The 21,036-nt window shown below is 66.4% G+C and carries 16 protein-coding genes; 5 read left to right on the top strand and 11 right to left on the bottom strand.

Translation table 11 applies throughout. The features are described 5' to 3' along the window. Positions 1-15: 15 nt before the first annotated feature. The 3 genes from NWF22_RS17785 to NWF22_RS17775 all read right to left on the bottom strand — a co-directional run bounded on the left by NWF22_RS17785 (position 16) and on the right by NWF22_RS17775 (position 3,806). On the bottom strand, positions 16-1,446 hold the full coding sequence (locus tag NWF22_RS17785; RefSeq protein WP_160903029.1) for a S1C family serine protease: 1,431 nt from the start codon (positions 1,444-1,446) through the stop codon (positions 16-18). Positions 1,447-1,605: 159 nt separating this feature from the next. Next, the gene (locus NWF22_RS17780) at positions 1,606-3,024 is read right to left on the bottom strand and encodes a HAMP domain-containing sensor histidine kinase (protein WP_160903368.1); all 1,419 of its coding nucleotides are present in this window, start codon (positions 3,022-3,024) and stop codon (positions 1,606-1,608) included. Between the two features lie 95 nt (positions 3,025-3,119). Further along, positions 3,120-3,806 (bottom strand): response regulator transcription factor, encoded by a 687-nt coding sequence (locus tag NWF22_RS17775; protein WP_160903028.1) that lies wholly within the window; start codon positions 3,804-3,806, stop codon positions 3,120-3,122. Positions 3,807-4,076: 270 nt separating this feature from the next. Here NWF22_RS17775 and NWF22_RS17770 point away from each other — a divergent pair, with 270 nt between their 5' ends. Both NWF22_RS17770 and NWF22_RS17765 read left to right on the top strand, forming a co-directional pair. Beyond that, positions 4,077-8,186: a bifunctional nitrate reductase/sulfite reductase flavoprotein subunit alpha gene (locus NWF22_RS17770; protein ID WP_202398807.1), complete on the top strand. Its 4,110-nt coding sequence runs from the start codon at positions 4,077-4,079 to the stop codon at positions 8,184-8,186. Positions 8,187-8,653: 467 nt separating this feature from the next. Next, the gene (locus NWF22_RS17765) at positions 8,654-9,553 is read left to right on the top strand and encodes a type IV toxin-antitoxin system AbiEi family antitoxin domain-containing protein (protein WP_160903026.1); all 900 of its coding nucleotides are present in this window, start codon (positions 8,654-8,656) and stop codon (positions 9,551-9,553) included. Between the two features lie 38 nt (positions 9,554-9,591). Here the strand turns inward: NWF22_RS17765 and NWF22_RS17760 are convergent, their stop codons facing one another. The 5 genes from NWF22_RS17760 to NWF22_RS17740 all read right to left on the bottom strand — a co-directional run bounded on the left by NWF22_RS17760 (position 9,592) and on the right by NWF22_RS17740 (position 15,490). After that, complete coding sequence (locus tag NWF22_RS17760; protein WP_160903025.1) at positions 9,592-9,909, bottom strand: Rieske (2Fe-2S) protein; 318 nt, start codon at positions 9,907-9,909, stop codon at positions 9,592-9,594. Beyond that, positions 9,906-12,422, bottom strand: a complete 2,517-nt coding sequence (nirB, locus tag NWF22_RS17755; RefSeq protein WP_160903024.1) for a nitrite reductase large subunit NirB — start codon at positions 12,420-12,422, stop codon at positions 9,906-9,908. Before nirB ends, NWF22_RS17760 begins: the two co-directional genes overlap by 4 nt. After that, positions 12,422-12,769 carry a molybdopterin oxidoreductase gene (locus NWF22_RS17750; protein ID WP_160903023.1) on the bottom strand — a complete coding sequence of 116 codons (348 nt, stop codon included), beginning with the start codon at positions 12,767-12,769 and terminating at the stop codon, positions 12,422-12,424. The genes nirB and NWF22_RS17750 overlap by 1 nt, the downstream gene beginning before the upstream one ends. Positions 12,770-12,956: 187 nt before the next feature. Further along, on the bottom strand, positions 12,957-14,531 hold the full coding sequence (locus NWF22_RS17745) for a 4Fe-4S binding protein (protein ID WP_160903022.1): 1,575 nt from the start codon (positions 14,529-14,531) through the stop codon (positions 12,957-12,959). Next, on the bottom strand, positions 14,531-15,490 hold the full coding sequence (locus tag NWF22_RS17740) for an AurF N-oxygenase family protein (protein ID WP_160903021.1): 960 nt from the start codon (positions 15,488-15,490) through the stop codon (positions 14,531-14,533). Before NWF22_RS17740 ends, NWF22_RS17745 begins: the two co-directional genes overlap by 1 nt. Before the next feature lie 181 nt (positions 15,491-15,671). Here NWF22_RS17740 and NWF22_RS17735 point away from each other — a divergent pair, with 181 nt between their 5' ends. Both NWF22_RS17735 and NWF22_RS17730 read left to right on the top strand, forming a co-directional pair. Beyond that, positions 15,672-16,442 carry an SDR family oxidoreductase gene (locus NWF22_RS17735; protein WP_160903020.1) on the top strand — a complete coding sequence of 257 codons (771 nt, stop codon included), beginning with the start codon at positions 15,672-15,674 and terminating at the stop codon, positions 16,440-16,442. A gap of 197 nt (positions 16,443-16,639) precedes the next feature. Beyond that, positions 16,640-18,124 (top strand): condensation domain-containing protein, encoded by a 1,485-nt coding sequence (locus NWF22_RS17730; protein WP_309249718.1) that lies wholly within the window; start codon positions 16,640-16,642, stop codon positions 18,122-18,124. On the opposite strand, the gene NWF22_RS17725 is transcribed toward NWF22_RS17730, so the two are convergent. The 3 genes from NWF22_RS17725 to NWF22_RS24520 all read right to left on the bottom strand — a co-directional run bounded on the left by NWF22_RS17725 (position 18,060) and on the right by NWF22_RS24520 (position 19,882). After that, positions 18,060-18,695 carry a trimeric intracellular cation channel family protein gene (locus NWF22_RS17725; RefSeq protein ID WP_160903018.1) on the bottom strand — a complete coding sequence of 212 codons (636 nt, stop codon included), beginning with the start codon at positions 18,693-18,695 and terminating at the stop codon, positions 18,060-18,062. The genes NWF22_RS17730 and NWF22_RS17725 overlap by 65 nt on opposite strands. Positions 18,696-18,828: 133 nt before the next feature. Further along, positions 18,829-19,002 carry a 50S ribosomal protein L32 gene (gene rpmF / locus NWF22_RS17720; RefSeq protein ID WP_160903017.1) on the bottom strand — a complete coding sequence of 58 codons (174 nt, stop codon included), beginning with the start codon at positions 19,000-19,002 and terminating at the stop codon, positions 18,829-18,831. A gap of 172 nt (positions 19,003-19,174) precedes the next feature. Further along, positions 19,175-19,882: a DUF4190 domain-containing protein gene (locus tag NWF22_RS24520; protein WP_160903016.1), complete on the bottom strand. Its 708-nt coding sequence runs from the start codon at positions 19,880-19,882 to the stop codon at positions 19,175-19,177. Positions 19,883-20,068: 186 nt separating this feature from the next. On the opposite strand from NWF22_RS24520, the gene NWF22_RS17710 reads away from it, so the two are divergent. Beyond that, positions 20,069-21,016, top strand: coding sequence for an AEC family transporter (locus NWF22_RS17710; RefSeq protein ID WP_258321195.1), 948 nt, complete (start codon positions 20,069-20,071; stop codon positions 21,014-21,016). Positions 21,017-21,036: the final 20 nt, after the last annotated feature.

Genomic DNA, 21,036 nt, shown 5'->3' with positions numbered 1-21,036 from the left:
ATCGTGCTCCGGGCGTCAGCCGACCTGCAAGGTCTCGAAGGTGACCTGGGTCGTCTTGGTCTGCCCGTTGATGACGTAGGTGATGGTGACCGTGTCACCGGGGGCGTGGGACCGCACGGCAGCCACCAGCGCGTCTCCGCTGGAGATGGTGCGGTCGTCGACCTTGGTCACCACCGCGCCCTGCGGAATTCCGGCCTTGTCGGCCGGGCCACCGGCGGTCACGTCCGAGATATAGGCGCCGGGCTGGTCGACCTCGGTATTGGCCCGCACCGATACACCCAGGCCTGCCTGAGTGGCCTGGCCCGTCTCGGTCAGCTCGTCGGCGACCCGTTTGGCCTGGTCTATGGGGATGGCGAAGCCCAGGCCGATACTGCCGCCCTGCTGTTCGGCGGACGCCCCCAGGGTGGCGATGGCGGTGTTGATGCCGATGAGTGCCCCCTTGGCGTTGACCAGCGCGCCACCGGAGTTGCCCGGGTTGATGGCCGCGTCTGTCTGGATCGCGTCGATCACCGATGTGGTACCCGATTCGCGCGAGGTCGACACCGGTCGATTGAGCGCACTGATGATGCCCGTCGTCACAGTGCCCTCCAGTCCGAGCGGAGCACCGATCGCGATCACGTCCTGACCCACGGCGAGGTTGTCGGACGTGCCCACCGTGATCGGCTTGAGACCGCCCTTGTCCACCTTGATGACCGCGATGTCGGAGATGGGGTCGGCACCGAGAACGCGGGCAGGTGCGCGCGAACCGTCGGAGAAGATCACCAGCACCTGACTCGCGGTCGCTGCCCCGGCCTCGGAGACCACGTGGTTGTTGGTCATGATGACGCCGTCCTCGGACAGAATGACCCCGGAGCCGCCGCCCTCGGCGTTGCCGGAGCGCACGATGATCGAGACCACCGACGGCAGCACGTTGGCCGCGACTTCCTGAACCGAACCGGCCGGCGCCTGCACCACGTCCTGACCGCTGCTGTTCGGATCCCCGCCGAGCGGGCCGTTGAGCGACGACGACGAACCGGCGTCGACGAGGTTGGCACCGACCACACCACCGATCCCACCGGCGACCAGGGCAAGAATCAGGGCGCCGATGATCAGCCCCGTCTTGCCGCCCGACTTCTTACGGGGAGCGGGTCCGGCCGGCGAGGGACCGCCGTAGCCGGGACCGGGATACGCATGCGCGGGCAGCTGTCCGGTGGTCGGCGGGCCGTACTGGGGCGGACCGGATGGGGGTTGACCATAGGGGTTCGGCTCATAGGGGTTCGGCTGCGGGGTGGCCGCGGCGTGTTGGCCGTAGCCGAAGTCCTGGGCGGGCGGCGCGTACGGCGACGGCGACGTATTCGGGCCCGCGCCGTAGTCCGGCGCCCGATACTGGCCCGCAGCAGCGTGCGATCCCTGCCCCGAACCGCTGCCGGTGCCATACGGATCGCCGTGCGAACCGCCACTGGTCATGTCCTCGTCCTCAGCTTTCCCGAACCCCGCCACCATGGCGGGTGTCCCGATCGATGTGCAGGCCTCGACTCGCGCCGACCCTGGTCCTCAACCCTAAGTGATCGAGGCGGCAGGTTAATGGCCGAATGCGGGTCGGCCTGCGCAGCAGCGGCCGACATCCTATTGACGAACGACCTGCGGCGAAGGTTCCTCAGGGCTGGGACTGCCCGGCAGCGTCATCCGGATCAGCGTTCCCCCCAGATCGGACTGCTCGGCCCGGACGGTGCCACCGTTGCGCGTCACCACTTGTCGCACGATCGCCAGGCCCAGACCGGAGCCGGGCATCGACCGCGACTGCGTCGATCGGTAGAACCGTTCGAACACCAACTCCCGATCCTCCTCCGGGATACCGGGTCCGGCGTCGGCCACCGTGAGTTCGGCAGTGCCTGCATCGATCTGACTCAGCGTCACCAGCACCGGCCGCCCCCGTGGGCTCCATTTGGCCGCGTTGTCCAGCACATTGAGCACCGCCCGATTGAGCCCGTGCTCCTCACCGAAGGTGAACCACGGCGTCACCGTGGTGTGGAAATCGACATCGGTTCGTCGCCGACGCACCCGGTCCAGCGATCGGGTGATCACCTCCACGAGGTCCACCTCCTCGTGCACCACCTCCGGCGCATCCTCGCGCGCGAGGTCGACGAGATCGCCGACCAGCGTCGACAATTCCTCGATCTGCGCCATCACATCCGAGCGCAACTCGATCATGTCCTGCGGCGGCATCGCGGGCGCACCCGGCTCACCGGCGGCGATCAGCAACTCGAGATTGGTGCGCAACGAGGTGAGCGGTGTCCGCAACTCATGACCGGCATCGGCCACGAGCCGGGCCTGGCGATCGCGCGAGTCGGCCAGGGCACGCAGCATCGTGTTGAAACTCTCGGTCAGCCGCGCCAATTCGTCGTTGCCCGACACCGGGATCGGCGTCAGGTCCTGCGTGCGCGCGACCCGCTCCGCGGCCCGCGTCAATCGGGCGACCGGGCGTAGACCGGCGCGCGCGACGGTGGTGCCGGCCAGCGCGGCCAGTGCGACTCCCCCACCGCCGACGACGAGCAGCACCCACGCCAGACGCTTGAGTACGCGGTCGGTGTGCAACAGGCTCTGCGCGAGCACGAGAGTGTTGCCGTCGGCCAGTTTCCGGGCGAGGACCCGCTGGTTGTCGACCGTTCGCAGACTCTGCATGTTGTTGACCGGCCGCGGTGTGGAGCGGGCGATGGTGCGTTCCACGTCCTCGAAGGGCACATCGCCGATGAGATAGGTACTGCCGTCCGGGTGCACCAGGGCCAGGGAGATGTTCGTGGAGAAGACCGTCCCGGTGACCAGCGACTCGGGTCGTTCGTTCAGCAGACCCGTCTTGGCCAGCGCGGTCATGCCGTCGGCACGGCTCTCCAGTTGCGAGTCCACCTCGTTGTACATCGCCCGGTAGACGACGAAGTAGGCGGCGGCCGCCATCAGACTGACCGACACCAGCACCACAGTCGCCGACAGCAAGGTCACCCGGGTCGTCAACGACACCGCACGGGTCAGCGGCATCGGCGCCCGCATCTCCTTCGGATCATGCCGACGCACACGAAAGACGGACCGTCGACGCGCCGCCGCCGATCCCGACTGCGGCGCCGACTCCGGGGTATCGGTGACCACTAGGGCGGGGTCTCCCGCAGCACGTAGCCCACCCCGCGCACCGTGTGAATGAGCCGGGGTTCGCCGTCGGCCTCGGTCTTGCGTCGCAGATAGCCGACGTAGACCTCCAGGGCGTTGCCGGAGGTCGGGAAGTCGTAACCCCACACCTCCTCGAGGATGCGACTGCGGGAGAGCACCCGACGCGGATTGGCCATCAGCATTTCCAGCAACGCGAACTCGGTACGGGTGAGACTGATGCTGCGCTCACCGCGCGACACGTCGCGGGTCACCGGATCCAGGGTCAGATCGGCGAAGGACAGCGCCTCGCTCTCGGCCTCGTCGTCGGGACTGGCCCGACGCAGCAGCGCGCGCAGCCGCGCCAACAGCTCCTCCAGTGCGAAGGGTTTGGGCAGATAGTCGTCGGCGCCGGCGTCCAGTCCCGAGACCCGTTCGGACACGGTGTCGCGGGCGGTGAGCACCAGGATGGGCAGGTCATCACCGGCCGAGCGCAACCGGCGACACACCTCCAGACCGTCCAAGCGCGGCATCATGACGTCGAGAATGGCCACGTCCGGCCGCTCGGCGACGATCTTCTCCAGTGCCTCGAGACCGTCGGCGGCGATGTCGACGGTGTAACCGTTGAACGACAGCGACCGACGCAGCGACTCGCGTACCGCCCGATCGTCGTCGACCACAAGGATGCGCATGCCTACAGTCTTATCGCGTGGGGCTGAGATGTGTCTGAGGACGGCCACCGTGTCACGGAACCGATCGCCGCAGGTCTGCGGTATTGCGGGTCGGGTATCGCCTCGCCCCCGATCCGGTACGCACATCGGTTGCCGGCCCCTGTGAGGTCAAGTTGATAGGCGTGTAACTGGACGATTCGCATCAGGAAACACACCCCGCCGACGCTGGAGATCGTGAAGTCCGTCGACATCGTGCATTCGCTGTGCGCCTACTGCGGAGTGGGCTGTGGGATGGATCTGGCGCTCGGCGCCGACGGCCAGGTCGCCAAGACCGTGGGCCGCAAGGACCATCCGACCAACTTCGGCCGGTTGTGCACCAAGGGTTCGACCACCGCCGACATGCTGTCGGCGGGTGGGCGCCTGGCCGCACCGATGGTGCGCGACGAACGCGGCGCCCCGCCCCAGCCCGCCGACATGGATCAGGTGATCACCGACACCGCGGCGCGGCTGCGCGCCATCGTCGACGAACACGGCCCGGATGCCGTCGCCCTCTATGTGTCGGGGCAGATGTCGATGGAGGCGCAGTACCTCGCGACCAAGCTCGCCAAGGGCTACCTCCGGACCACCCAGATCGAATCGAACTCGCGGCTGTGCATGGCCAGCGCCGGCACCGGCTACAAACAGTCCCTCGGCGCCGACGGTCCGCCCGGTTCCTATGAGGACTTCGACCACGCGGACGTGTTCTTCGTGATCGGATCCAACATCGCCGACTGTCACCCGATCCTGCATCTGCGCATGATGGACCGGATCAAGGCGGGCGCCAAGCTGATCGTGGTGGACCCGCGCCGCACGGCCAGCGCCGACAAGGCCGACCTGTTCCTGCAGATCAAGCCCGGCACCGACCTGGCCCTGCTCAACGGGCTGTTGCACCTGCTGATCGCCGGTGGCCACACCGACGACGACTTCATCGCGTCGTTCACCGACGGTTTCGAGCAGATGCCGGAATTCGTCGCACAGTACCCCCCGGAAGTGGTCAGTGAGATCACCGGTATCCCGGCCGACGACATCCGGCGGGCGGCGGAGATGATCGGCTCGGCGGGCAACTGGATGAGCTGCTGGACCATGGGGCTCAACCAGTCCACACACGGCACCTGGAACACCAACGCCCTGGTCAATCTGCACCTGGCCACCGGAGCGATCTGCCGACCCGGCAGCGGACCGTTCTCGTTGACCGGGCAACCCAACGCGATGGGCGGCCGCGAGATGGGGTACATGGGTCCCGGTCTGCCAGGGCAGCGGGCGGTGATGTCCGACGACGACCGCGCGTTCGTCGAGCAGGTGTGGGGTCTGGCGCCCGATACCGTGCGCACCGAGGTCGGCGGCGGCACCATCGACATGTTCGAACGGATGGCCGACGGCGAGATCAAGGCGTGTTGGATCATCTGCACGAATCCGGTCGCGTCGGTGGCCAATCGGTCGACGGTCATCTCCGGACTCGAGCGCGCGGATCTCGTCATCACCCAGGATGCCTTCGCCGAGACCGAGACCAACGCCTACGCCGACGTCGCGCTGCCCGCCGCCTTGTGGACCGAATCCACCGGCACCATGGTCAACTCGGAACGCAACGTGACCTTGTTCGAGCCCGCACTCGACGCACCCGGTCAGGCGCTACCGGACTGGGAGATCATCGCGCGGATCGCCTGCGAGATGGGGTATGCCGAGGCGTTCTCCTACACCGACGCCGAGCAGATCTTCGACGAGATCCGCCGATTCGCCAATCCCCGCACCGGCTACGACCTGCGCGGAATGACCTACGACGGGCTGCGGCGCACCCCGATGCAGTGGCCGTGCCCACCGACCGACGCCACCGCGGACCCGGCTGATCGAGGCCGCAATCCCATCCGCTATCTCAACAACGGTGTGAGCCAGACGTTGCACACCACCGACGACGGGACCGTGCCCGCGTTCGCGTTCGCGACCCCGAACCGTCGTGCCCAGTTCTTCGCCCGACCGCACGTCGATCCCGCCGAGATGCCCGACGATGCCTATCCGATCCTGCTGAACACCGGCCGGCTGCCTCATCAGTGGCACACCATGACCAAGACCGGTCGCGTCACCAAACTCAACAAGCTCAACCCGGGGCCGTTCGTGGAGATCCACCCCGAGGACGCGCAGCGGTACGGGATCGGCTCGGGCGACCACGTGGAGGTCGCCTCGCGACGAGGTCGCGCCGTGCTCCCGGCCACCGTGTCCGACCGGGTCCGGCCCGGTAACTGTTTCGTACCCTTCCACTGGAATGACGTCTTCGGCGAGCATCTGACGATCAATGCGGTGACCTCCGACGCGGTCGACCCGATGTCGCAGCAACCCGAGTTCAAAGTGTGTGCGGTGACGCTGACGAAGGTCGCTCGGCCGCAGACGGACGCAGCGCCGACCACAGAGGACTCCGACAACCTGTCCTCGACGGCCCGGCGCGACGCCGACCCCGTCGACGCGCTCGCGTCGGCCCTCGGGGTCACCGCGGTCGACATCATCCCCTCTGATACCGAGCGCACCTATCTCGCCGGACTGGTCGCCGGGCTTCGCGCACAGCCACCGGTCGACGACCGGCCCTACCTGCCGACCGGTGCACCCCTACGCAGCGAGGTCCACGCGTGGGCGTCGGGACTTCTCGACGGCATCTTCGCCCGGGCCGCTCATCCGGTCGGCGGCACTCCGGTCACCACCGGAACCGACGAGGCGGTCGAGGCGGTCCGGGAGACGATCACCGTTCTCTGGGCGTCACAGATGGGCAATGCCGAGGAGTTCGCGACAGAGACCGCGGATCACATCCGGGCCAAGGGATACGACGTCAATGTCACCGAGATGGATGCCGTCGATGTCGGGGCGCTGGGCGGGACCGCCCTGTTCGTCAGCTCCACGACAGGCGACGGGGAGCCGCCGGACAACGGCTCGGCGTTCTGGGATGCGCTCAGTGGCGACGCGGCTCCGGACCTGTCGGGGCTGCGGTATGCCGTGCTCGCCTTCGGCGATTCCAGCTACGACAACTTCTGCGGACACGGACGCAACCTCGACGAGCGGTTGGGCGAACTCGGCGCCCAGCGAATACTCGAGCGCGTCGACTGCGAGCCGGATTTCGAGGAACCGGCCGGCCAATGGCTCGATCAGGTGGACACCGTCATCACCACGGACCAGCCGTCCGACGCGTCGACGGACGGCCGGGTCACTGTGCTCAGCGAGCCGGCCGACTCGTCCGCACAGCCCTCGGTGCGTTCGGCACCGGCCTTCTCGAAGAAGAATCCGTTGGTCACCCACCTGTCGCGCAACATCAAGCTCAACGGCGAAGGGTCGGCGAAGGATGTGCGCAACTTCGGCTTTCATCTTCCCGGCGACACCCTGAGCTACAAGGCCGGAGATGCGCTGGGCGTCTGGCCGCTCAACAGCAATACGCTCGTCGACGAATGGCTGGACGTGACCGGTCTCGACGGGAGCGAGATCGTGAACGCTCCGGGCGGCGACGAGATGCCGTTGCGCCGCGCGCTTCGTGAACGCCTCGAGTTCGCCAAGGTCACCCCGGACTTCATGCGATTCGTCGCCGACCGCAACGGTTCTGCTCATCTGCACTCGCTGGCGGCGGCGGGCAACAAGCAGGAGCTCGAAGCGTGGACCTGGGGTCGGCAGTCGGTGGACGTCCTGACCGAGTACCCGGTGAAGGCCGACCCCGACGAATGGGTATCGGTGCTGAAAACTCTTCAGCCACGGTCGTATTCGATCTCCTCGAGTCCCCTGCACAACCCGGAGGAAGTGGAACTCACCGTCTCGGCCGTGCGTTACAACCTGCATGGCAAGCAGCGTGGTGGCGTGTGTTCGACTTTCCTCGCCGACCACTGCGACGGCCAGGACATCGGGGTGTTCGTCACGTCGACAACGCATTTCCGTCCACCGTCCGACCCCGACACCCCGATGATCATGATCGGGCCGGGTACCGGCGTGGCACCCTTCCGCGGCTTCCTTCGGGAGCGGGAGGCCATGGGCCACGAGGGGAAGAACTGGCTGTTCTTCGGTGAACAGTATTCGGCCACGGACTTCTACTACCGCGACGAACTGACCTCGATGTTGTCCGACGGTCTGCTCACTCGCCTCGACGTCGCATTCTCGCGCGACCAGGACCGCAAGATCTATGTCCAGGACCGCATGCGCGAACACGGCGAGGAGCTCTACCGCTGGCTACATGAGGGCGCCCACGTCTACGTGTGCGGCGACGCCACCCGGATGGCCAAGGACGTCGATGCCACCCTCAAGGAGATCGTCGCCCACCACGGTCGCCGCTCACCGGCGGGCGCGGAATCCTACGTCAAGGCACTCGCCGCCGACAAGCGGTACGTCCGCGACGTGTACTGAGGCGTCGTCGGGACACGCGCTGCCCAGGTGTCCGGCAGGGCGCGCGGGCCACGGTAGCACCAGTGAGGTGGCATCGAGTTCGACCTCCAGCGAGGGGCGCGAGCTCTTCCTCCGCGAGCGCGTACGCCTCACCCGCGACGAGCGCATCGGCGCAGCCGGCCGTCCCGGCATCCCTTGCACCGTCCGGCACCGGCTCACCATCCTGTCGATCCCGATCGGAGAGGCCAACCCTCACCTTCGGGCCCGAGCGATACATCGTGCCGGACGCCACCGTCAACTGACCACGTGTCCCAGATGACACGCCAGCCGCCCACCACCGGGCAGTGGAGGTCTGCCGGGCTGCTGAGGTGTCATCTGGGACAGGGGTTATGGGTGCGCTCTGCACATTCTCGGATCTGTCCACAGATATCGTCCGGGAACCAGCCGACCACCTCGTCCGCGCCTCACCGGATGTCAGGCTGCACCCCATGGATCAACCCGACTACTCCGAGGTCCTCGCTGCTGGGTTCGGCGTCGCTTCGTGGAAACAACTGCGTGAGGCCGGCATGACGCGAACCGAACTCCGGGCCGCCCTCAAGAACGGCACACTGCGATGTCTGCGGCGAGGGTGGTACGCCACACCGTGGGCCGACAGTACTGTGGTGTCGGCAGTGGCCGGTGGCGGCGTGCTGAGTTGCCTGTCGGCACTACGACTGCTCAAGGTCTGGGTTCCCGGTACATCCGATACCGTTCACATCCGGGCCCGCGCCTGTGCGCACCGCACGCCCGGCGCGACGTTCTGCGAACAGTACGGCCGACCGGAATCGGAGATCACGTCCGTCGACGAACTGGCAGTCGCGCTGCGGCACGCACTGAAATGCCTGGACGACGAAGGCATCGTGGTGGTCTGCGACTCCATCATGAATCTGGGGCTGCTCGAACTCTCCGACCTCCGGGTCGTGTTCCGGTCCGCACCCGCGCGGATCCGCCGCCTGCTGGACCGATGCGACGGCAGTTCTCAGTCCGGTACCGAATCGATGAGCCGATTCCGGCTCCGATCACGCGGTATCGGTGTGCGCTCACAGGTCGACATCCCGGGAGTGGGCATCGTCGACCTGGTGGTCGGCACTCGCTTGATCATCGAGGTGGATGGATACGAATTCCACAGCAGCAAAGAACAATTCGAGAAGGACCGCGAGCGCGACCGCACAGCTGTCGAACTCGGATACCTGGTCATCAGACTGACGTATCACCAAGTGGTGCACGAGTGGCCGGCCGCCGAAGAGACGATCATGGACCTCGTGCGTCGGCGCGAACACCTCAAGCCACTGATGCCCACCAGGGAACTCGTCTCAGATGACACCGGAGCGCGACACGATCGCTGCTGAGACGACCGCGCGGCGCTGAGGTGTCATCTGGGACAACCTCACGGCCAGACGACGATCCGCCCGTCGCGATCCTCCACGCGGTACACGCTCAGCGAGCCGATCCCGTCGGCGGTACAGCCGCCGTCGGCGAAGCGGAACACGTACTGGTGCAGCGGACACACGACGTGGCCGAGATCGAACTGGCCGTCGGCGATCGGACCTCCCCGATGGGGGCAGACCGCGTCGGTGGCCCGTAGGCTGCCGTCGGTCATCCGGAACACCGCCACCTGTCGGCCGTCGACCGCGTAGGCGCGCCCTTCGCCGGGGAGCAGATCATCGGTGGGGCCGACCGGGACGCCTGTCTCGACGCTGGTCATCGGACCGGCACCTGCGGCAATGGGAGCAGTGGCAACGCGGGGGTGAACTGTGCGGGCGAGCGCGGCTCCTCGCGGTCGAGCCACGGGTCCACGTAGTCGGCGACGGCCTCGTCGATACGTTCCTGTAGGCCCGCGACGATGCCATCACGATCCTCGACGAGGATCGCCCGCAGTTCCTCGATCCCGACCCGAGGCACCCACGCGTAGGTGCGCTCGAGCCATTTGGCCTGCTCCCGGTAGTACTGGATGAAGATGCCGCACAGCCGAATGACCTCCTCGGGCGAGTCGACCGTGGCGAGCAAATCACCCTTGCGGATGTGCGCACCGGCGGCACCACCGACGAGGATCTCCCACTTGCCGTCACCGATCGCCACGACACCGAAGTCCTTGCACAACGCCTCTGCGCAGTTGCGGGGACAGCCGGTGACCGCCAGCTTGAGTTTGGCCGGCGATTCCAAACCCTGATAGCGGGTCTCGATCGCGATGCCCAAAGCGGTGGAGTCACCCAGCCCGAACCGGCAATAGTCGGTTCCGACACAGGTTTTCACGGTCCTGAACGACTTTCCGTACGCATATCCCGACGGCATGTCCAGGTCTGCCCACACCTTGGGCAGATCCTCCTTTTTCACACCCAACAGGTCGATGCGCTGACCACCGGTCGCCTTGATCATCGGGATGTCGTACTTCTCGGCCACGTCGGCGATCTTGCGCAGCTGCTGGGGCGAGGTGACCCCGCCCTTCATCTGCGGCACCACCGAGAACGTGCCGTCACGTTGGATGTTGGCATGTACGCGGTCGTTGACGAACAACGCTCCGGGCTCCCGGTTCCAGCCGGTTCCCCAGATCACCCGCAGCAGCGACGACAGCGGCATCTTGGCCGTTGCGTCCTCACCCTCGGGAGCGAGGTTCGCGAAGACCTCCGACACCGAGCGCAGATTCTGGCGTTTGATGGCGTCGATCAGCTCCGGCTTGGTCAACGGGATACACGGCACGTACCAGTCCGCCGACTTGTCGACGGTGAGTGCGTCGCCCGCCGCGAACTCCACGATGTCGGCGACCAACGGTTTGCACGAGCCGCAGCCCTTGCCGGCCCGTGTCTTCGCGCAGACATCACCGATGCTGGTGCAGCCGGACTGCACGCAGGCCACGATGTCACCCTTGGTGACACCGTTGCAGTTGCACACCTGCACGTCGTCGGCGAGTTCGGCGGCGCCCGTCTCGGCGCTGGGTGCGCCCATGTCGAACAGCATCGAGATGCGTTCGTCGGGCAGTGGGACCTTCTCGTCGAAAGCCTGGGTGAGGAAGTTGGCCTTGGAGATGTCCCCGAGCAGCATGGCGCCGATCAACTTGTTGTCGCGGACCACCACGCTCTTGTAGATCCCGCTGCGCGGTTCGTAGAACTGGACGAATTCGTCGTCCTCGCGTTCGGGTCCCTTGACACCCATCGCGGCGACGTCGACCCCGGCGACCTTGAGCTTGGTGGTCAGCCGCGAACCGTGGTACTCCGCCGCAGGATTCGCACCGGTGATCACGTCGGCGAGCACCACCGCCTGCTCCCACAGCGGCGCGACGAGCCCGTACACCTCACTGCGGTGCTGGCAGCATTCCCCGACTGCGTAGATGGAACCCTCGTCCTCGCACCGCATCTGGTCGTCGACGACGATGCCGCGTTCGACGATGAGTCCGGCACTGCGCGCGAGTTCGACATTCGGCCGGATACCGGCGGTGACCACGATCATGTCTGCCGGGAGCGACTCGCCGTCGGCGAACCCGACTCCGCTGACGGTCCCGTCGTCGTTGCGGAGCACGGCGGTGGTGCGCTGGCCGGTGTGCACGCCGACGCCGAGTTCCTCGATCTTGTTGCGGAGCACTTTTCCGCCACGTTCGTCGAGCTGCTGGTTCATCAGATGGCCCGGCGAGTGGACGACGTCGACATCGACGCCCTGGGTCTTGAGCCCGTACGCCGCCTCGAGACCGAGCAGGCCACCACCGATCACGACGGCCCGCACACCGTCGCGGGCGGTCGCCATCTGCAACATGCCGTTGGTGTCCTCAATGGTCCGGAAGCCGAACACCCCGCGTGCAAGGCGTCCGTCCGGCTCGCGCAGTCCATCCATGTTGGGGAAGAACGTGTTGGAGCCGGTGGCGATGATGAGGATGTCGAAATCGATGACGCGTCCACTGGCACAGGTGACCGTCTTGGCGAAACGATCGATGCCCTCGGCGCTGTCCCCGGAGTAGAGGGTGACGCCGTTCTCCCGATACCACGCCATCGGGTTGAGCATCAGGTCGTCGTCGTCGAGGGTCGCCTCACCCGACAACACGTGACTGAGCATGATCCGGTTGTAGTTGCCGTACGGTTCGTCGCCGATCATCGTGACGTCGAACAACTCGCCGCCGCCGCGCGAGAGGATCTCCTCGACCGTGCGGGCCCCGGCCATGCCGTTGCCCACGACAACCAGGCTGCGCTTTCGGCCCGGCTCTTCTCGGACGGGCGTCACATCGACGGGCATCAGAAGATGACCATCCCGAAGTCGATGACGACCTCGCCCGTGGTGGCCTCCGGAGCTGCGAGCACCAGTTCGAGCGTGGTGTCGGGATCGACGTCCTCGACGACTCGCAGCGGCACGTTGACCGAGGACTTCGCGCCCATCGGGAAGATCCGCATGGGCTGTCCGTCGCGCAGGAGCGTCACATAGATCAGCTCGCCCGAACTGTTGCCGCCGCGGAAGTAGAGGGGCTGCGCCGTCATGCCGGCCGGAACCACGAAGGTCAGCGACGGATCGATCGGAGCGGGCTTGGTCAGCCCCGTGCCGGTGAACGCGTAGACGCCTTGCAGAAATCGCGGTGTGCTGGACATACGGCCACTATCGCCATCGCTCGTGAATCGCTTCTTGCCTGGGTGTTACAAGGCGATTGTCAGGACCTCACCGACGGTCCCCGCACGAGTGATGTGATTGTGCCCTCCCCGGAAAGCGACATCCACCTTCGTGTCGTGACGAAGGTGGATGTCGAGAGTTCGGGCGGATGTGCCCAGCCCGAGGGATCTACCTCTTGCGCCACCCGGCGGCACCGACCATGTCCGACACCTCGGTGTACTTGACGCGTGGACGGCCCTGCGTGACACCGCGGCGCCGTTCGCCGGCGTCGATCGCGCGCACGCCCCGATAACCGATCACGTTTCGGGTGCGGCGCCGCAGCAACGCACCGAACGCCTTCGACGACCGACCGGTGCGCGGCAAGCGTCCCTCGGCGGCGTCTCGGATGAAGTGCTCGACGGTCGCCTCGGCGCAGACCTTGTTGGTGCCGATCCCGCCGCTCGGGCCGCGTTTCGCCCAGCCCAACACGTAGGCACCGGGGATGACATCGCCACTCACCGTGGTCATTCGGCCGTCGGTATTCGGAAAGACCCCGCGGTCGCCGTCGAACGGCAGGCCGTCGATCGGCGTGGATCGGTACCCGATCGAGCGGACCATCAGGTCGGTCGCGATGGTGTGACGGTGCTCGCCGGTCCGCACCGTGACCCCGTCGACCCGCGACTGGCCGAGAATCTCTTCGGGAGCACTGTGGAACAGGAAGATGATGCGGCGATTGTTCGGATCTGCCGACGAATCGAAGTCGGGCAGCGCGGCGGCGGGATCGTCGTGGACCACCACCTCGACACCCGGGATGGTCGACAACGCCCGGTATTCGGCGGATGTGTATGCCGCGTGGGCCTGATCACGGCGGCCGAGCACCGCCACCTCGTGGATGTTCTGCTGCTCCAGGATGCGTAGTGCGCGATCGGCGATATCGGTGGTGGCCAGCATCTCGGGCGGCGACACCAGGATGCGCGCAACGTCGAGGGCAACGTTGCCGGTGCCCACCACCACCGCGCGACCGGTCCCGTCGCGCGGGATCGGTGGCGCCTCGATGCCGGGCACCGCGTTGTACCAGGCGACCAACTCGGTCGCGGACGTCGAGCCCGGCAGCGATTCCCCGGGGATCCCGAGGCGACGTGACTCATTGGCACCGACCGCATAGAACACCGCATCGAAATGCTCGGCCAGTTCGTCGGGCGTGATCTGACCCGGACCGGTACCGACCTCGACGTTGGTCGCCATGGTCACACGCGGATCACGGTAGAGCAGGTCGAAACCGCGCAGAACTCCCTTCGTGCCGGGATGGTCTGGAGCGACGCCCGCACGCACGAGCCCGCCCGGAGTCGGGAGCTTGTCGATGACGGTCACCAACGCCTCGGTGCGATCCAGGATCGTCCGCAGCGCATAGCCACCCGACGGTCCGGTGCCGACCAGCGCAACGCGAAGGCCGGCAGGGAGTTTCGGGATGTCCGGATAGGTGACCGACGACCACCCGGAGGTCACGTCCGGGTTGTTCTTGTAGTAGTCGGCGTTAATGTCGATGAAGACCTTGTCGCGGGTGCCGAGTTTGTCGGCCGGGTAGATCGCGTCCACCGGGCAGGCGTCTGCGCAGGCCCCGCAATCGATGCAGGCCTCGGGGTCGATGTGCAGGATGTCGGAACTGCCGAAGCCGCGTTCCTCCGGCGTCGGATGGATGCAGTTGACCGGGCAGACCGACACACAGGCTGCGTCGCTGCAGCAGGACTGGGTGATGACGAACATCAGAGCATGTTCGCTTTCCGGTAGTAGTACATGGCCGGCCGGGTGAGCAGCCCGACCTCGTCGAGGAAGTCCATGAGGTGTGCACAGCTGCTGCGGATCATCGACTGAAAGTGCGAGTTCGATCGCATCTCGGCCACGGCGCGGTCGGCATCGAGCCCGGCGTCGGCGAAGGCCGTCTTCTGCACCAGGCTGGTGACGATGAAGTAGGCACCCAACGCCACGTAAAGGGCGCTGAACTGGCGACGCGCCCAGCCGACCCCGTCCATCGACTCGCGCACCTCCTCGCGGGCGAAGCGCATGTGGCGCGATTCCTCGAGGACATGGATCTCGTTGACCGTCCGGATGAACGGCAGCACCCGATCGTCGCGCATGCAGCCACGCTGGAAGACGTCGAGCACCTCCTCGGCGACCAGAATGCCGGCGTAGGCGACCTCGTTCTTTGCGGTGCGCTTGAACAGTTTGCCGAGTCGGCCGACCTTCTTGGTCGGCTTGTAGGAGGTGCCGACCATCTTCTCCGACGCCTTGGCGAACATGATCGAATGCCGGCACTCGTCGGCGATCTCCGTCAGCGCGAACTGGAACTCGGCACTGTGATACTCGCCGAGATACTGATCGCGGATCACCATCTCCTGCAGGATCATCTCGAACCAGATGCCGATGTTCATGATCGAGGCGAACTCATGGCGCGTCACGGATATGCGCTGTTCCTCGGTGAGCTCATCCCAGTAGTCGGTGCCGTAGAGCGATGACCATTCCGGGCTGCAGCCGTACTTCGACGGGTCCATCGGTGCAGACCAGTCGATCTCGGTCATCGCGTTGCGCGACAGCCGGGCCGCCGAGGCCAGGAGACGTTCGGAGACCTCGTCGGTCCCCTCGTCACGCATGCTGACCACGTTGTCGGTCTCGGCGACACCCCCGCGGATCGTGTCGTCGCGGGTGCGGTCCATCGCTGCAGTCATCTGGTCTCGACCTCCGGGCAGTTGGTGAACAACTGTTCTTTCATGACAATGAGCACTGTTATGACAATGCGTGTTGTCACGATAGCATCGGGTCATGCGGAAGTGAACAGCGGCGGATATATACTCGCCGGTAAGTTTCACGTGGGCACACGAACACGCAGGTCAAACGCAGGAGAAGCACATGTCATCGATCTTCATCACGGGCGGCGCCGCAGGCATCGGACTGGCGACCGCGGAACGCTTCGGGCGCGAAGGATGGACGGTTGGCGTGTTCGACGTGGACGCCGAGGCGCTCGCGAAGGTGAAGGCCAACCATCCCGGGTTCATCACCGGGACACTCGACGTCCGTGATCCGCAGCAGTGGGAGAACGCACTGGCCGAGTTCACCAGCCACACCGGGGGCACCCTGGACGTCCTCGACAACAACGCCGGCATCCTGGTCGAGGGCCCGCTGCACGAGATCTCCCCCGACGCCGTCCGGCGCCAGATCGACATCGACGCGCTCGGTGTCGCGTTGGGCGCGCAGGCCGCCTATCCGTACCTGAAGAAGACGCCGGGGGCGCACCTGGTGAACATCGCCTCCGCCTCGGCCATCTACGGCCAGCCCGGTATCGCGACCTATAGCGCGACCAAGTTCTTCGTCGCCGGCCTGACCGAAGCACTCGAGCTGGAATGGGAGAACGACGACATTCGCGTCGTGGGCATCTGGCCGCTCTGGGCAAAGACGGCCCTGGCCATGAACGAGGCTAAGTCGACCAAGACCCTCGGCGTCCGGATCACGCCCGAACAGGTCGCCGACAAGGTGTGGGAATCCGTGCATCCCACCCGCCAAGACAAACTGTTGCACCGCACCAGCTACTCGGTCGGCACCCAGACGCTGGTCCTGGGCAACGCGTCGAAGTTCATTCCCAACTTCCTCAACCGGGCCGTCAACAAGGTGATCGCCCAGTAGCCGAGGCCCCTTGTCGAGCCCGTGGTCGGCTCGGCCGAACGGCCCCGCCACGCCCGCACAGCGGCCGACGACCATGGCGACTACGCTGTGTTCGAGCATGAGTTCGCGACTCGGTGCGGTGTGCTCCACCGAGATCCTCGAGTGGAGGGAGACGTCTATCCGCACGGGTTTGCGATCACCGGCATCGGAGTCGGCAGGTGTCGTGCGTCTCACGCACCACCGCTCGATCGGTGCACTCCGGGGGCGCTCACGTGCACGTCACCACGATTGACCGTTTTCGCCCGGAATCGGGTGAGCTGCTGACGTGGTCGGTGGACTCGTCAGACGCGACGCCGCAACGCTCTCGGATACCGCTGTCATTCAATCAAGGCATTCATCTCGCCGGCGCAGGCGAACACAGCACGTGGCTCGCCGCCGCGTTCCGGGTCGAGGGCCCGATAGACCGGCACGCACTCGGACTCGCCTATCACGCCCTGATCGTGCGACATGGAACCTTGCACAGTTCGTTCGTGAAGTGCGGCGACACCATCGTGCGCGAGGAGTTCGATCCGCTCGCACTACGGCTCGCGGCGACCCCCGGCGTACGGGTGACGTCGGATGTGGCGCTCCAACAAGTCCTGTGGGCAGCACTCGACGCTGCCTGCCATCCCTTCGGGTTCCCCGCATACCTGTTGGGTGCGATCGACCGGCCCGACAGTTCCACGATTCTGTGCGGTTTCGACCACTCGCATGTGGACGCCTACTCGATGTCGATCATCGTCGACGACGTGCACCGTCTCTATCACGGCTTCCGGCGCTCTCCGGAACTGTTCGCCGCCGAAGAACTCCCGATGATCGGAAGCTACGTCGACTACTGCGCGGCAGAAGCGGAGACGACCGAGATCAGCTCTTCGGACTCCCGGCTGCTCTCCTGGCTGCACTTCTTCGACCAGCACGACGGTCATCCGCCGACATTTCCGCTCGACCTCGGTGTGCGTGAGGGTGGGACGGCCCCGCAGGGGGCCGACGTCCGGCCGTTGCTCGGCCCGTCCGAGACCGAAGAGTTCGCCGACTTCTGCCGACGTAACGGCGGCAGCGTTTACGCGGGCGTGTTGTCGGCGATGGCACAGGCGGTCAACCGACTCGGTGGTGGTCCGCAACTGTCACTGCTGTTCCCGATGCACACACGCCGCACCGAGCCCTGGCGCAACGCCGTCGGGTGGTTCACCACCAACGCCCCCATCCGCGTGGACGGTACCGACGACCTCTGCACAGGCCTCCAGCGGACCGGACCCGAATTGCGTCGGGCAGTGCGGCTCGGGGATGTCCCCATCGCGCGGGTGATCGCGGCACTCGGCGGATTCACGCCGATCCGTAACGACATCTTCATGGTCTCTTACGTCGACTACCGCAATCTGCCGGGCGCCGACCTGCACGACGAGATCGACGCGCACCACATCTCGAATGTGACCACTGCCGACGATGCACAGTTCTGGATTTCCCGTACCGGCCGCGGGCTGGCGGTCCGGAGCCGATTCCCCGACACGGCGGTCGGACGCGCCACGGTGGGCGAGTTCCTCGAGGAGGTGCGCACGATCCTGCGTACCGCGGTGCCGACGGCACGCCGAGTCGCGGTGGTCACGCCTCTCGACGGCGGCGACGGACCCCTGCGGGCGCCGTCGGCAGGCGCCAGCCGAAGATGAGTCCCAGCACTCGGAGGCCGGTCGCCACGATCGTGCCGGCGACGAGCCAGATCCAGATCGGTACCGACGTTTGGCCGCCACCGAGGGCAACAACCGCGGCACCCAACAGAGCAGGTACCGCGTAGAGGTCGGCCGGCTGCAGCAGCAACGGGATCTCGTTGGCGAGCACGTCACGCAGGATGCCGCCACCGACGGCGGTCAGCAGACCCACCAGCGTGGCGGCAAACGCGCTGACCTGGTGATCGACCGCGATCGCCGCACCACTCGTCGCGAAGACACCCATGCCGACGGCGTCGAAGAGCAACACGCTGCGCCGCAACTGCGCGAAGGCGGGATGAAAGAAGAACACGACGACGCTGGTGGCGGCCGCGATCACGATCGGCAACCAGTTCTCAATGGACGAGGGAGGGGTGATTCCCAGCATGACATCGCGCAGGATTCCCCCACCCACCCCGGTGAGGGCGCCGACGGTGACGATCCCCCAGAGGTCGAAATCCTTGCGGACACCGAGCAGCGCGCCGGAGGCGGCGAACACCGCGATACCGACGTCGTTCAGGATCTCTTGCAGCATTGGGCCATCGCGTCCATCTGTTCAGCGCACAACCTCTCCGGGCATGACAACGACCGCCTCGAAAGTCCGAGGCGGTCGTCGAGTCCGATCAGAGGTGTGCCGTGGCTCCCGTGCGGGAGTCAGCAGGCAACGCTCAGCGACGATCCAGGTCGATGACGCCGGCCTTGGCCGCCTTCACCAGGCGACGCGGGATGCGCTGCGCGACACCGTTCACCTTCACCTCTTGCAAAGCGGGGTTGTCCGCCTTCCACTGCGAACGACGGCTGCGGGTGTTCGCCCGCGACATCCGGCGCTTGGGTACAGCCATGGTTGAGCCCTTCTCCTACGTATGATTCCGCTGGGTCCGCCGATATCATCGGTCGGACCGCCGATCGGTGCGCCCGGTCTGTCACAGCCTTCGGCCGGTCAGGCGCGGCACACAACCTCACTAGACTACCGGGCTGCAGCCGTATCCTCCAAAACGCCGTCGGGGGCCGTCGTCAGACCGAGGCAACGGCGCCGATGATCAGCGCGATCAGCACCACGAGCAAGGCCACGACGACCAGGGCGATCGAGATCCACCCGAGGATGACACCGGCCTTGGCCATTCCTTCGCCCTCCTGGGTGCCGGCCGACGCGACGATCTCGTCGCGCGCCGAGTTGCCGAGGATCACCGCGACCACCCCGAGCACGCCGGGACAGGCGAGGAAGGACCCGATGCCGCAGATCAGGGCGGCGATGGCCTTGGCGTTGGTCTGCCGCATGGTCGGGTACCCACCCTGCGCGTAGGGCCCACCGAATTGCGGGGACCCGTATGGTTGGGCCCCGTACTGTTGCGCCCCATATGGAGGTTGCGCCCCGTATGGAGGTTGCGCCCCGTATGGAGGTTGCGCCCCGTAGGGCTGGTCCCCGTACTGCTGTGCCCCGTACTGCTGTGCCCCGTATTGGGGATCGCCATATGGTTGACCCCCGTACTGCTGGGCTCCACCGTGCTGCTCGCCGTATGGCGCAGCCCCGTAGGTTTGGCCGCCGTAGGTTTGGCCGCCGTAGGGCTGGGTCCCGGATTGCTGGTCGCCATCGGGTGGCGTCCCGTAGTGCGGGCTCCAGGCTTGCTCGGTTCCGTCCTGCTGCCTCTCATACGGCGGCCCGGCCGACTCTCCCGACGGTTCGCCCTCGGGTTTCGGGGTGCCGTCATTCGGGTTGGTCATCAATGCATCCTTCCCCGGGCGCCGCCCCGGCGTCGGTGAAGATCGGCGGCCTCAGTCCGGGCGTGCGGCCGAGGTGGTCGTTCCAATGTAGTGAATTGCCCCCGACGCGCCGACGGTCCGCCCGCCGTGTCGCATGTCGAGTGTGGCCGGCCGGGTCGGTCGGCACACGGTGAATACACTCGACCGGTGTCTGGCGTGGTCTCCGGTTTCACCGTCATCTTCATCGTGGTCGGTGTCGGTTACCTCCTCGGCCGGACCCGGGTCCTCGGCAAGAGCGCCCATGAGGTGTTGTCCCGCCTGGTGTTCTTCGTCTGCACACCGGCCCTGCTGTTCCATTCGCTGGTCACCTCCGACCTGTCGGTGATCTTCTCGAAAACGCTGGTCATCGCTGGCGGCAGTGCACTCGTCATCGGGGTGGTCTACGTGCTGGTCGCTCGGCTCTGGCTGCACCGTCACATCCCCGAACTCGCCATCGGCGGCCTGGCGGCCTCCTATGTGAACAGCGTCAACCTGGGCCTGCCGATCGCCATCTTCGTGCTCGACGACGCCTCGTTCATCGCTCCGCTGCTGTTGTTCCAGATCCTGATCTATTCGCCGATCGCGCTCATCACCCTCGACCTGACCGTCACCGATCCCGCACTCGGCCACGCGTCCCGGTCCGCCACGTTGCGCGATGCGGTCGTCGCTCCGCTCACCAATCCGATCGTGCTCGGCGGCGTCGCCGGTCTCACCGTGTCCGCGCTGGGGCGGCAGCCACCGACGGCGATCCTCGAACCGATGAGAATGCTGGGCAATGCATCGGTGCCCTGCGCGCTGCTGGCCTTCGGACTCTCGCTGACCGGTGTCGCGGTGTTCAAGAAGGGCGAGAGTCCCCGCCGCGACATTGCGCTGGCCACCGTGTTGAAGATCGTCGCCATGCCGGTGCTGGTGTACATCATCGCCCGCTGGGGTTTCGGTGAGACCGGCCATGACCTCTTCGCGCAGGTGGTGATCGCGGCACTGCCCACCGCACAGAACGTGCTGGTGTACTCGACCCGGTATCGACGAGCCCAGATCCTCGCTCGCGACACCGCGCTGATCACGACCCTCGGGTCGATCCCGGCGATCGCCGTGATCGCGCTCCTACTGGCCTGACCATCCCCGCACGCGTCCCA

It is taken from the genome of Gordonia mangrovi, assembly GCF_024734075.1.
Taxonomy (GTDB): Bacteria; Actinomycetota; Actinomycetes; order Mycobacteriales; family Mycobacteriaceae; genus Gordonia; species Gordonia mangrovi.
The sequence above is the reverse complement of the archived record's forward strand: the minus strand, read 5'-3'. Positions and strand labels throughout refer to the sequence as shown.

Bases quoted from the DNA above. Each gene is read 5' to 3' on its own strand.
- NWF22_RS17765 (WP_160903026.1), top strand. From the start codon at position 8,654: ATGGATCAACCCGACTACTCCGAGGTCCTCGCTGCTGGGTTCGGCGTC.
- NWF22_RS17780 (WP_160903368.1), bottom strand. From the start codon at position 3,024: ATGCGGGCGCCGATGCCGCTGACCCGTGCGGTGTCGTTGACGACCCGG.
- NWF22_RS17745 (WP_160903022.1), bottom strand. From the start codon at position 14,531: ATGTTCGTCATCACCCAGTCCTGCTGCAGCGACGCAGCCTGTGTGTCG.
- NWF22_RS17775 (WP_160903028.1), bottom strand. From the start codon at position 3,806: ATGCGCATCCTTGTGGTCGACGACGATCGGGCGGTACGCGAGTCGCTG.
- NWF22_RS17785 (WP_160903029.1), bottom strand. From the start codon at position 1,446: ATGACCAGTGGCGGTTCGCACGGCGATCCGTATGGCACCGGCAGCGGT.
- NWF22_RS17725 (WP_160903018.1), bottom strand. From the start codon at position 18,695: ATGCTGCAAGAGATCCTGAACGACGTCGGTATCGCGGTGTTCGCCGCC.
- NWF22_RS17760 (WP_160903025.1), bottom strand. From the start codon at position 9,909: ATGACCAGCGTCGAGACAGGCGTCCCGGTCGGCCCCACCGATGATCTG.
- nirB (WP_160903024.1), bottom strand. From the start codon at position 12,422: ATGCCCGTCGATGTGACGCCCGTCCGAGAAGAGCCGGGCCGAAAGCGC.
- NWF22_RS17770 (WP_202398807.1), top strand. From the start codon at position 4,077: ATGGATCTGGCGCTCGGCGCCGACGGCCAGGTCGCCAAGACCGTGGGC.
- NWF22_RS17740 (WP_160903021.1), bottom strand. From the start codon at position 15,490: ATGACTGCAGCGATGGACCGCACCCGCGACGACACGATCCGCGGGGGT.
- NWF22_RS17750 (WP_160903023.1), bottom strand. From the start codon at position 12,769: ATGTCCAGCACACCGCGATTTCTGCAAGGCGTCTACGCGTTCACCGGC.
- NWF22_RS24520 (WP_160903016.1), bottom strand. From the start codon at position 19,882: ATGACCAACCCGAATGACGGCACCCCGAAACCCGAGGGCGAACCGTCG.
- rpmF (WP_160903017.1), bottom strand. From the start codon at position 19,002: ATGGCTGTACCCAAGCGCCGGATGTCGCGGGCGAACACCCGCAGCCGT.
- NWF22_RS17735 (WP_160903020.1), top strand. From the start codon at position 15,672: ATGTCATCGATCTTCATCACGGGCGGCGCCGCAGGCATCGGACTGGCG.